The 10,452-nt window shown below is 62.2% G+C and carries 11 protein-coding genes and 1 pseudogene; 5 read left to right on the top strand and 7 right to left on the bottom strand.

What is annotated here, in order from left to right:
• Positions 1 to 25 precede the first annotated feature (25 nt).
• Positions 26 to 1,567, bottom strand: a complete 1,542-nt coding sequence (locus HMPREF9371_RS05020) for an AmpG family muropeptide MFS transporter (RefSeq protein ID WP_040660191.1) — start codon at positions 1,565 to 1,567, stop codon at positions 26 to 28.
• Positions 1,568 to 1,822: 255 nt separating this feature from the next.
• Here HMPREF9371_RS05020 and thiS point away from each other — a divergent pair, with 255 nt between their 5' ends.
• Both thiS and HMPREF9371_RS13275 read left to right on the top strand, forming a co-directional pair.
• Positions 1,823 to 2,017, top strand: coding sequence for a sulfur carrier protein ThiS (thiS, locus tag HMPREF9371_RS05015; protein ID WP_009118869.1), 195 nt, complete (start codon positions 1,823 to 1,825; stop codon positions 2,015 to 2,017).
• A gap of 94 nt (positions 2,018 to 2,111) precedes the next feature.
• Positions 2,112 to 2,299: pseudogene (locus HMPREF9371_RS13275) on the top strand (ATP-dependent exonuclease).
• Between the two features lie 61 nt (positions 2,300 to 2,360).
• Here HMPREF9371_RS13275 and purH read toward each other — a convergent pair.
• The 6 genes from purH to HMPREF9371_RS04985 all read right to left on the bottom strand — a co-directional run bounded on the left by purH (position 2,361) and on the right by HMPREF9371_RS04985 (position 7,112).
• Positions 2,361 to 3,935, bottom strand: coding sequence for a bifunctional phosphoribosylaminoimidazolecarboxamide formyltransferase/IMP cyclohydrolase (purH, locus tag HMPREF9371_RS05010; protein ID WP_009118868.1), 1,575 nt, complete (start codon positions 3,933 to 3,935; stop codon positions 2,361 to 2,363).
• Positions 3,936 to 3,945: 10 nt separating this feature from the next.
• Positions 3,946 to 4,227 carry a hypothetical protein gene (locus HMPREF9371_RS05005; protein WP_009118867.1) on the bottom strand — a complete coding sequence of 94 codons (282 nt, stop codon included), beginning with the start codon at positions 4,225 to 4,227 and terminating at the stop codon, positions 3,946 to 3,948.
• 74 nt (positions 4,228 to 4,301) lie between these two features.
• Positions 4,302 to 4,724, bottom strand: a complete 423-nt coding sequence (locus HMPREF9371_RS05000) for a hypothetical protein (protein ID WP_009118866.1) — start codon at positions 4,722 to 4,724, stop codon at positions 4,302 to 4,304.
• A 36-nt stretch (positions 4,725 to 4,760) separates the two neighbouring features.
• A complete protein-coding gene (locus tag HMPREF9371_RS04995; RefSeq protein WP_009118865.1) occupies positions 4,761 to 5,000 on the bottom strand; it encodes a Fis family transcriptional regulator in 240 nt (79 codons plus the stop codon).
• Positions 5,001 to 5,028: 28 nt separating this feature from the next.
• Positions 5,029 to 6,027: a tRNA dihydrouridine synthase DusB gene (gene dusB / locus HMPREF9371_RS04990; protein ID WP_009118864.1), complete on the bottom strand. Its 999-nt coding sequence runs from the start codon at positions 6,025 to 6,027 to the stop codon at positions 5,029 to 5,031.
• Between the two features lie 209 nt (positions 6,028 to 6,236).
• Positions 6,237 to 7,112, bottom strand: a complete 876-nt coding sequence (locus HMPREF9371_RS04985) for a lipid A biosynthesis lauroyl acyltransferase (protein WP_040660188.1) — start codon at positions 7,110 to 7,112, stop codon at positions 6,237 to 6,239.
• Positions 7,113 to 7,333: 221 nt separating this feature from the next.
• Here HMPREF9371_RS04985 and HMPREF9371_RS04980 point away from each other — a divergent pair, with 221 nt between their 5' ends.
• The 3 genes from HMPREF9371_RS04980 (at position 7,334) to HMPREF9371_RS04975 (ending at position 10,219) form a co-directional block, all read left to right on the top strand.
• Positions 7,334 to 8,674 carry a short-chain fatty acid transporter gene (locus tag HMPREF9371_RS04980; protein WP_009118861.1) on the top strand — a complete coding sequence of 447 codons (1,341 nt, stop codon included), beginning with the start codon at positions 7,334 to 7,336 and terminating at the stop codon, positions 8,672 to 8,674.
• A gap of 91 nt (positions 8,675 to 8,765) precedes the next feature.
• Positions 8,766 to 8,945, top strand: a complete 180-nt coding sequence (locus tag HMPREF9371_RS13270; RefSeq protein WP_332247801.1) for a lipoprotein signal peptidase — start codon at positions 8,766 to 8,768, stop codon at positions 8,943 to 8,945.
• 119 nt (positions 8,946 to 9,064) lie between these two features.
• Positions 9,065 to 10,219: a glycerate kinase gene (locus HMPREF9371_RS04975; RefSeq protein WP_009118859.1), complete on the top strand. Its 1,155-nt coding sequence runs from the start codon at positions 9,065 to 9,067 to the stop codon at positions 10,217 to 10,219.
• Positions 10,220 to 10,452 lie beyond the last annotated feature (233 nt).

Genomic DNA, 10,452 nt, shown 5'->3' with positions numbered 1-10,452 from the left:
GGCTACCTGAAAACATATTGCGGATTTATTCCTGCGGCGGCTGGCGGATGTCGAGCTGTTTGTCGGCCAGCCACACCAAAAACAGAATCGGCACGCCGAGGGCGGCGGTAAAGGTGAAGAAGCCGTCGTAGCCGATGTTGTCAACGATGGCGCCCGAATAGCCGCCCAGGGTTTTGGGCAGCAGGGTCATGATGGAGCTGAACAGCGCGTATTGCACGGCGGTGAAGCGGATGTTGGTCAGCGCGGAGAGGAAGGCCACGAACACAGTGCCGGCCAGGCCGGCGGCGAAGTTGTCGAAGCCGACCGCCAGATACATGACGGCGTTGTTGTGCCCCGCCCAGGCCAGCAGCACAAACAGCAGATTGGTGGCCGCCGCCAATACGGCGCCCAGCATCATCATTTTCATGATGGGGAAACGCTGCGCCAACAGGCCGCCGGCAAAGCCGCCCACAATCGACATCAGCACGCCGAAGGTTTTCACCGCATCGGCGATTTCGTCTTTGCTGAAGCCCAAATCGGCATAAAACACATTGGAAATCACGCCGGCCACGATGTCGGAAATGCGGTAGAGGCCGATGAGGGCGAGCAGCAGCACCGCGCGTTTGCCGTAGCGGCGGAAAAAGTCGGCCAGTGGCTCGATCCAGGTTTGTCGCACCACGCGCGCGGGCACGATGTTGGCGGCGGTGGCCAGCCAGCCGGTACCGATGGCGGCGGCGGCGGCCGAACCCAGACGCAGGGTTTCCAGCAGCAGGGCATTCAGCGGCGTGCTGCTTTCAGGTAGCCAGGCGCCGACGGTGCGGAAGGCGAACACAAACACGCTCACGGCCAGCACAAACATCAGCAGCAGGCGCAGATTGTCGGCCGCGCCGAAGCGGTGTTTGGGCGCGGCATTGCCGGCGGGCTCGCGGATCACGAGGGTGGTGAGCACGCCCAGCCCCATCACGGCGGCCATGATCCAATAGGTGTCGCGCCAGGCTTCGTAGAGGTAGTGCTCTTTGGCCGAGCCGAACCAGGTGGCCAGATACAGCGAGCCGGCGCCGGCCACAATCATGCCGATGCGGTAGCCGGCGTTGTAGGTGGCGGACATCACGGATTGCAGGGCGTTGTCGTTGGGAGCGGCTTCGATGCGGTAGGCGTCGATCAGCACGTCTTGGGTGGCGGAGGAAAAACCCAGTAGCACGGCGCCGGCGGCCATAAACGCCAAGGCATTGCCCTGCGCGGGGTCCACCGCCGCCATGCAGAGAATGGCGGTGATGATGAGCAGCTGGGCCAACAGCAGCCAGCCGCGGCGTTTGCCCAAGCGGCGCGACAACACGGGCAGGGGCAGGGCGTCGATCAGCGGCGCCCACACGAATTTGAAGGAATAGCCCAAGGCGGCCCAGCTAAACATGGTCACCGTTTTGCGCTCCACGCCCGCTTCGCCCAGCCACAGAGACAGGCTGGAGAAAATCAGCAGAATCGGCACGCCGGCGGAAAAGCCGAGCGCCAGCATGATCCAGGCGCGGCGGTCGGCATAATTGCGCCAAGCCTGCCGGCGCTCGGCGGGGCGGGAAACGGTTGGGCTCATGGCGGGCCTCGTGGCAAACAAAGCGGGCATTATAAACAGATGGCCGCACAGGGGATAGCCGGCTTGTATTCGGGCGGGCCCTCGGTTAGCATGGCGGCAGTGTTTTCGCCGCAGCAGCGGGCCGGGCGGGAATCGGGCTTCTTGCCGGTTGCTGCCCAGGCATACCCAAAGCGGCCGGCGAACCACATCCATCCGTTTTATCCGGACACGCCCGAACAGCCGGCGCGTGACGACTGCATTTGAGGAGGCAAAGCCATGAATATCTGTATCAACGGCCAAACCGGCGATTTCCCCGGCCGCACCTTGGCCGAACTGATTGAACTGCACCGGCCCGCCAGCCCGTTTGCGGTGGCGTTGAATACCGAATTCGTGCCCAGAAGCGCCTATGCGCACACTGTGTTGAAAGACGGCGACCGGGTGGACATTGTGCGGCCGGTGGTGGGAGGGTAACAAGTCATGCCGGCGGTGCTTTCAGGTAGCCTGCCGGCCGGCATTCTTTTTGATAGATAGGCACGGAATGCTGTTTCAGATTCAGGCTGGACCTTTGCAAAACCCCCATCTGCGGCGCATTTCTGCGTTGTGCGTTTATGCCCTATGGGTACTGCTCGCTCGCTTAGCCTTGTAGATGATAGGTCTGTCCCACGGGGATTCTTGGCGTTCACGCTCGCTGTGCTGCTACGCCTTGAACTGCATCCACATCTGGGGATTTTGCAAAGGTCTCAGGCTACCTGAAAGCCGTTTACATGAAAAAAAAGCAGACCTTTTCGAGGTCTGCTTTTTGTTCGGCCGGGGCTTAGTGGCGGAAATGGCGCACGCCGGTGAGCACCATGGCGATGCCGTGTTCGTCTGCAGCGGCAAACACTTCTTCGTCGCGCACCGAGCCGCCGGGGTGGATGATGGCTTTGATGCCTTGTTCGGCAATCACGTCCACACCGTCGCGGAAGGGGAAGAAGGCGTCGGAGGCGGCGCAGGCGCCGTTGAGGTCGAAGCCGCCGTCTTGGGCTTTGCGCGCGGCGATGCGGGTGGAATCGACGCGGCTCATCTGGCCGGCGCCGATGCCGTAGGTTTGGCCGCCTTTACCGAACACGATGGCGTTGGATTTGACGAATTTGGCCACGTTCCACACAAACAGCAAATCATGCCATTCCTGCTCGGTGGGCTGGCGTTGGGACACCACGCGCAAATCTTCGCGGCGGATGCGGTGCAGGTCGGGGGTTTGCACCAGCAGGCCGCCGCCGACGCGTTTGAGTTCGAAGCGGTTGGCGCCGGCCAAAAGCGGCACTTCCAGCACGCGCACGTTTTTCTTGGCGGCGATGATTTCTTTGGCTTTGTCGGTGAATTTGGGCGCCATCAGCACTTCGAGGAACTGGCCGGTAACGGCTTCCACGGTGTCGGCATCCACTTCGCGGTTGAAGGCGATGATGCCGCCGAAGGCGCTGGTGGTGTCGGTGGCGAAGGCCAGTTTGTAGGCATTGAGCGGGGTGTCGGCCACGGCCACGCCGCAGGGGTTGGCGTGTTTCACGATCACGCAGGCGGGCGCATCGAAGGCTTTGACCGCTTCCCAGGCGGCATCGGCGTCGGCGATGTTGTTGTAAGACAATTCCTTGCCTTGCAGTTGTTGGTAGGCGGCGAGGCTGCCGGCGGCGGGGTAGAGGTCGCGGTAGAAGGCGGCGTGTTGGTGCGGGTTTTCGCCGTAGCGCATTTCCTGCACTTTCACCCAGCTTTGGTTGAATTGGGCCGGGAATTCGCCCACATGCGGCTCGCCGGAGAGTTTGTCGTCGGCCACGCTGGTGAGGTAGTTGGAAATCATGCCGTCGTATTGGGCGGTGTGGCTGAAGGCTTTGCAGGAGAGGCGGAAGCGGGTTTGCTCGGAGAGGCTACCTGAAGCCTGCAGTTCTTCAATCACGGCGTCGAAATCGGCATTGTCGGTAACGATGGCGACGTGACGCCAGTTTTTGGCGGCGGAGCGCACCATGGTGGGGCCGCCGATGTCGATGTTTTCAATCGCGTCTTCCAGGGTGCAGCCGGGTTTGGCGATGGTGGCGGCGAAGGGGTAGAGGTTTACGCACACCAAATCGATGTTGCCGATGCCGTGCTCTTCCATTTTGGCCACGTGCTCGCTCAAGTCGCGGCGGCCGAGGATGCCGCCGTGGATTTTCGGGTGCAGGGTTTTCACGCGACCGTCGAGCATTTCGGGAAAGCCGGTGTAGTCGGCCACTTCGATCACGGGCACGCCGGCGTCGGCTAAGAGTTTGGCGGTGCCGCCGGTGGAGAGGATTTCCACGCCCAGCGCGTGCAGGGCTTGGGCGAATTCGACGGCGCCGGTTTTGTCGGACAGGCTGATCAGGGCGCGTTGGAGAGTGGACATGGGGGTTCCTTTATTGAAAGTAAGGGTCTGACATCAGGAAAGGGTATTCGGCCAGCCAGCCATCGGCAAGGGCGGCCGTCGGGCCGTGCGGTTTCGGCCGGTGGCCGATCAGGTGCAGGGCGTTGTGGTGCAGCATGGCTTCCATGTGTTCGAGGTGTTGGTACCAGCCGATAGTCGGGTCGTCGGCTGACACCAAGGCGAATCCGGCCTGCAGCAGGGCGCGATGCAGCTGCCGGCGTTGGTCGGCGCTGAAATGCGGCGCCGATGTGGGAATCAGCCAAAAGTCTTGCATAAGCGGCGGCAGGCTACCTGAAAGCGGGAATGGGCGTAACCGAAATGAAAGCCATGCGGTATTCGCTTGGCCGCTCAGCGTTGCCGGCGCACCTGTTCCAGCTCTTTGAGCAGCGGGAGGTAGCGTGGGTAAAGCGGGGCAATGCGGGCACGGTTGCCGGGCGTGCAGAAACGGGCGGTTTCGGCCGCGTCGTGCGATTTGGGGTAGGACGCGAGGAAGGCGTCTTTTTCCGCGCCCCGCAAACGCAGATCGGGGCAGCGGTTGAATTCTTCATTGCTGATGCGGCTGTTGAGTTCGCCGAGGGCATACCAGGCAATGATGGCGTGCTGCCGCGTTTGCTCGTTGGATTCGGTTTCGCAGTAGCGGCTGTCGTAATACATGTCGGCCGCATCGCGCAGCACTTGGCGGCATTCGTTTTCCGTCATCGGTTTGACGAATGAAATCTCGGCGTGGGCGGTACCGGCGGCCAGTAGCAGGCAGAATATGGTTTTTTTCATTTTGCGGCGGTGTTGGCGTGGAAGCTCGGTCGGGTTTTAATCCAGCAGGCCGTGCTCCAGCAGCTTTTTGCGCAGGGTGTTGCGGTTCAGGCCCAACATGGCGGCCGCCTTGCTTTGGTTGCCGCCGCATTGCGCCATCACGCAGCGCAGCAGCGGCGGTTCCACTTGGTTCAAAACGAGCCGGTACACATCGTGGGCCGGTTCGCCGTCTAGGTGGGCGAAGTAGCGCTTGAGATTGTGTTCGATGCAGTGGGCGATGTCGTGATTCTGGCTCATGGTGTCCGGTTCTTTTTTGTAGACGGTTTTAGGCCGTGCGCCAGGCGCAGGGCCAGTATTCGAGGGCGGTACGGCCGAGGAAGTCGGCCACGGCCCGGTATTGTGCCGCCTCGCTGTCCAGCGTGTTGATGTGGCGGCGGGCGGTTTCTCCTTGCGGCAGGGCGGCCAGATACCAGCCGATGTGCTTGCGGGCGATGCGCAGGCCGGCGGTGTCGCCGTAAAAGGCATACATGGCCTGCAGGTGGCCGAGCAGGGTGTCGCAGGCTACCTGAAAGGGCAGCGGCGGCGGCAGGCTGCCGTGGGCCAGATAATGCGCCACATCGGCAAACAGCCAGGGCTGGCCTTGGGCGGCGCGGCCGATCATCACGCCGTCGGCGCCGGTTTCGGCCAGCACGCGGGCGGCTTTCTGCGGGCTGTCGATGTCGCCGTTGACCCACAGCGGAATGCCGATGTCGCGCTTGACTTCGGCAATCAGCCCGTATTCGGCTTGGCCTTTGTACATCTGCGTGCGCGTGCGGCCGTGCACGGCCAGGGCGGCGATGCCGGCGTCTTCGGCCAGGCGGGCGACGGTGCGGATGTTGCGGTTGTCGTCGTTCCAGCCCAAACGGGTTTTCAGGGTAACCGGCACGTCCACCGCTTCCACCACGGCGTGCAGGATGTCGGCCACCAACGCTTCGTTTTGCAGCAGGGCGCTGCCGGCGGCCACATTGCACACTTTTTTCGCCGGACAGCCCATATTGATGTCGATCACCTGCGCTCCGCGCGCCACGTTGAGGCGGGCGGCTTCGGCCAGTTGGGCGGGATCGCTGCCGGCAATCTGCACCGCAATGGTGCCCGGCTCGCCGCTGTGGTCGGCCCGGCTCAGGGTTTTGCGGGTGTGCTGGAGGCCGGGGTCGCTGGTCATCATTTCGCCCACTGCCCAGCCGGCGCCGAAACGGCGGGCGAGAATGCGGAAGGGTTTGTCGGTGATGCCGGCCATCGGCGCCAGCGCCACGGCGGGGGCGGCGGTGTAGGGGCCGATTTGCATGGTGTGGGATAAGGTAAAGACGAAGAGCAGATTGTACGGTTTTTAGGCAGCTGCCGCCAAGTATTGACAAGTTTGGCTTTCAGGTAGCCTTATGATTTGTTTTTGAAAACAGGAACGGTGGGCTGAATTGCGGGCGGTTTGGTGCCAGGCGGTGGAATCTGTAAAGTTTTGTTGCGGCTGCAAAACGACGGTGGTGGGTAGGTGGCGGTTTATTTGGCATACGGATCGGCTTCGCCTTCCGGGCGGGTTTTGAAGCGTTTGTGCAGCCAGAAATACTGAGCCGGCTGTTCGCGCACGCGCGCTTCGATAAAGTCGTTCATGCGCTGGGCGTCGGCTTCTGCCGAGTCGGAGGGGAAGTGTGCCCACGCGGGGTAGAAGCGCAGGGTGACCGTGCCGTCGGCTTCACGGGTGGGGATGGCAGGGATGACTTTGGCGCGGGTGAGCGCGGCGATGCGGCTGAGGCCGGCGATGGTGGCGGTGGGGATGCCGAAAAAGCCGACAAATACGGAATCTTTGCGGCCGAAATCCTGATCGGGCAGATAGAGGAAGGGAGCGGTGGAGGATTTGATCTGCTTGATGATGGCGCGCAGCCCTTCGGTGCGGCCGATGAGGAAGACGTTGTTGTAGCGGTGGCGGCCTTGGAGGATTTGTTCGTCCAGGGTTTTGTTTTTCTGGTGCGAATACATGCTGATCAGCGGCACGTCTTGGTTGAGGGCGTAAACGGCCAGCTCGAAGGCGGTGAAGTGGGGGTAGAGCAGAATCACTTTTTCACCGGCAGCCAGGGCTTGGTCGAGATGGTGTTTGTCTTGATAGCGCACCAGCGATTTCAGCTTGGCGGCAGGGGCGTACCAATACAGGCCGTATTCCAGCACCAGTTTGGCCATGTGGCGGAAGTGGCGTTTCAGCAGGCGGCGGCGCTCGGCTTCGCTCCAGTCGGGGAAGCAGAGGCGTAGATTGGTTTCGCCTACCCGGCGGCGCGGCCGCACGGCGTAATAGGCCAGTGTGCCCACGGCGTCGGCCAGTTTCTGCAGCACGGTAAAGGGCAGCAGTTGCAGGAGGTAAAGCAGGAAAACGGCGGCTTTCATGGGCGGTTGGCGCGAAGAGGAGAAGGAAGGGAAGCGGCCGATTATAAGGGCTTTGCCAGGATTTGTGGTTTTCGGCATAATCCGCGCTTTGCATATTTTTGCAGAACTTGGCACGGTTTTCAGGTAGCCCTTGCCGTGCAGCAGGCTAGCTGAACGGTTTGCGCCGTTCCCGACCGGGGCGGTTGTTTTGAACGGGCAGGAAGCAAAGGAGAAAAGAAAAGATGTTCCGCCAACTGACTTTATTGAGCGTGCGCTTGGTGCAGCAATGGCTGCCCTCGCCGTTTGTTTTTTGTATTCTGCTGACGCTGGTGGTGTATGCCGCGGCGGTGGCGCTGACCGGCCAAGACCTGTTGGCGGCGGCCGGCTCTTGGGGCAAAGGCCTGTGGTCTTTGTTGGGCTTTTCCATGCAGATGGCGCTGATTCTGGTCACCGGCCATGTGCTGGCCAAGGCGCCGTTTGTCGGCCGCCAGCTGGACCGGCTGGCCGGCAGAATCCAAAGCCCGAAGGCGGCGGTGTTTGCCGTGACGTTGGTGGCCTTGGTCGGCTGCTGGTTAAACTGGGGCTTCGGCCTGATTGTGGGCGCGGTGTTTGCCAAAGCTTTGGCCCGCCAAGTGAAAGGGGTGGATTATCCGCTGCTGGTGGCGGCTGCCTATTCGGGCTTTTTGGTGTGGCACGGCGGCTTATCCGGCTCGATTCCGCTGGCGCTGGCCACCGACGGCCCTGATCTGGCCAAAATCAGCGGCGGCACGGTGGAAGCGGCGATTCCGGTGGCGCAAACCCTGTTTTCGCCCCTGAATCTGTTTATCGTGCTGGCGCTGTTTGTCGGCTTGCCGTTGCTCAATATGTTGATGATGCCGGCCCAGCCGGTGGTGGCCGATCCGGCCAAATTGGCCGAGCCGGAGCCGCCGCTGCCGCCTTTGGACACGCCCGCCCAAAAATGGGACGACAGCCGCCTGATGGCTTGGCTGTTGGTGGCGATGGGTGCGGTGTATCTGTACGGGCATTTCAGTCAGGCCGGCTTCAATTTGGCGCTGAACGTGGTCATCGGCCTGTTCCTGTTTGTCGGCTTGCTGGCACACGGCACCCCCGAGCGCTACAGCCGGGCGGTGGAAGACAGTGCCAAAGGCATTGCCGGCATTGTGCTGCTGTTTCCGTTTTACGGCGGCATCATGGGCTTGATGACCAGCGCGCCTGAAGGTGGTGCCTCGTTGGCGGCCATGATCAGCCAATCTTTTGTGGCGGCTTCAACCGAGCGTACCTTCCCGCTGTTGGCTTTCCTGAGCGCAGGTTTGGTGAATGTGTTTGTGCCTTCCGGCGGCGGCCAATGGGCGGTGCAGGGCCCGATTATGCTGCCTGCGGGCGCGGCTTTGGGCGTGGCGCCAGAAGTGTCGGCCATGGCGGTGGCGTGGGGCGATGCTTGGACCAATATGATCCAGCCGTTTTGGGCCTTGCCGCTGTTGGGCATTGTCGGCTTGGATGCACGCGCGGTGATGGGCTACTGCCTGATGGCCTTGTTGTATTCGGGTGCGGTGATCGCCGCGGCATTTTTGATTTTTGCCTGATAACAACGGCTGCCGTGACAGACAAACGGCAGCCGTTTTTGTTGTCCGGCAATGCCGACGGGACGCTGCCCCCTTTCAGATGCTGAGACCTTTGCAAAACTCCCATCTGCGGCGCATTTCTGCGTTGTGCGCTGCTCGCTCACTTGCCTATCTGTATGATATGTCTGCGTTCGCTGCGCTGCTACGCCTTGAACTGCATCCACATCTGGGAGTTTTGCAAAGGTCTCATGCTGATGTTTCGCGGTTTCGGCTGCCTGTGGGCTGCACATAAGGCGTAATAAGCTGTTCAGATTCTTTGCTGTGGCGGTTGCGTTTGGCCTCCGCGGTTTTGGCCTCGAAAACTGCGGCGCAAGAAGATGCCGAATAGGCTTTAAGACAAAGGAGTGGAAGATGAAGATTGTGATTGCGCCCGACTCATTTAAAGAAAGCCTGAGCGCCAAGCAGGCGGCCGCAGCGATCCGGCGCGGGTTTGCCGCGGTTTTCCCCCGGGCGGCGTATGTGTGTGTGCCGATGGCGGACGGGGGAGAGGGTACGGCGGCGGCAGTGGTGGCGTCGGCCGGTGGCGAATGGGTGTCGGTGGCGGTGGACGGCCCGCTCGGTGCAGCGGTTACCGCACGCTACGGCCTGTTACCGGACGGCACCGCAGTGATGGAGATGGCGGAGGCTTCGGGCCTGCATTTGGTGCCGCCTGCCGAACGCAATCCGCTGCTCACTTCCACCTACGGTACCGGCCAGATGATGGCCGATGCTTTACGGCGCGGGGTACGGCGCATCATGCTCGGCATCGGCGGATCGGCCACTAACGACGGCGGGGCGGGTATGCTGCAGGCCTTGGGTTTCCGTTTGTTGGACCAAAGCGGGGCGGAACTGCCGCGCGGCGGGGCGGCTTTGGCCGGTTTGGCCGCCATCGACTGTTCGGCGGCGTTGCCTGAGTTGGCGGACTGCCGAATTGTGGCGGCCTGTGATGTGGACAATCCTTTGTGCGGCGATTTGGGCGCCAGCGCGGTGTTCGGCCCGCAGAAAGGGGCGGATGCGGCGCAAGTGCGGCGCTTGGATGCTGCGTTGGCGCATTATGCTGATGTGCTGGCGGCCAGCGGCCTGCCGGATTGCCGCGCGGAGGCAGGCAGCGGGGCGGCCGGCGGTTTGGGTTTCGGCTTGCGGACGGTGTTGGCTGCCGAATTGCGGCGCGGTGTCGATTGGATGGTGGCCGCCACCGGCTTGGCCGAGCAGTTTGCGGGCGCGGATTTGGTGATTACCGGCGAAGGGCGGATGGACGGTCAGACCGCCTTCGGCAAGGTGCCGCTGGGCGTATTGGCTGCTGCGCAGGCTCAAGGTGTGCCGGTGATTGCCTTGGCCGGCAGCGTAGGCCCGGATGTGGGGGAGCTGGCGGCGCACGGGTTTTGCGCGGTTTTCCCTTCGGTGGCGCGGGCGGCGGATTTGGCCGAGGTGTTGGCGGAGGCGGAGGCGCAGTTGGAACGGACGGCCAGGCAGGTGGCAGCGGTGTGGCGTTTGGGACGGGAGCAGGGGCGGAAAGCGGCGGTTTGATCAGGCTCAGACCTTGGCAAAACCCATCTGCGGCGCGTTTCTGCGGTGTGCGTTTATGCTAGGGATACTGCTTGCTCGCTTACCGAGCCATCGATATCTGTCCCATGGAAATTTGTGCATTCACGCCCGCTGCGCTGCTACGCCTTGAACCGCATCCACACATCTGACGGTTTCCAAAGGTCTCAGGTTTTAGGTTGGGAATTGAGTATTGACGGCGTTGCATAAAAACAGGC

Source organism: Neisseria shayeganii 871 (genome assembly GCF_000226875.1).
Taxonomy (GTDB): Bacteria; Pseudomonadota; Gammaproteobacteria; order Burkholderiales; family Neisseriaceae; genus Eikenella; species Eikenella shayeganii.
The sequence above is the reverse complement of the archived record's forward strand: the minus strand, read 5'-3'. Positions and strand labels throughout refer to the sequence as shown.

Coding starts and splice junctions, on each gene's coding strand:
- HMPREF9371_RS05020 (WP_040660191.1), bottom strand. CDS start 1,567: ATGAGCCCAACCGTTTCCCGCCCCGCCGAGCGCCGGCAGGCTTGGCGC.
- thiS (WP_009118869.1), top strand. CDS start 1,823: ATGAATATCTGTATCAACGGCCAAACCGGCGATTTCCCCGGCCGCACC.
- purH (WP_009118868.1), bottom strand. CDS start 3,935: ATGTCCACTCTCCAACGCGCCCTGATCAGCCTGTCCGACAAAACCGGC.
- HMPREF9371_RS05005 (WP_009118867.1), bottom strand. CDS start 4,227: ATGCAAGACTTTTGGCTGATTCCCACATCGGCGCCGCATTTCAGCGCC.
- HMPREF9371_RS05000 (WP_009118866.1), bottom strand. CDS start 4,724: ATGAAAAAAACCATATTCTGCCTGCTACTGGCCGCCGGTACCGCCCAC.
- HMPREF9371_RS04995 (WP_009118865.1), bottom strand. CDS start 5,000: ATGAGCCAGAATCACGACATCGCCCACTGCATCGAACACAATCTCAAG.
- dusB (WP_009118864.1), bottom strand. CDS start 6,027: ATGCAAATCGGCCCCTACACCGCCGCCCCCGCCGTGGCGCTGGCGCCG.
- HMPREF9371_RS04985 (WP_040660188.1), bottom strand. CDS start 7,112: ATGAAAGCCGCCGTTTTCCTGCTTTACCTCCTGCAACTGCTGCCCTTT.
- HMPREF9371_RS04980 (WP_009118861.1), top strand. CDS start 7,334: ATGTTCCGCCAACTGACTTTATTGAGCGTGCGCTTGGTGCAGCAATGG.
- HMPREF9371_RS04975 (WP_009118859.1), top strand. CDS start 9,065: ATGAAGATTGTGATTGCGCCCGACTCATTTAAAGAAAGCCTGAGCGCC.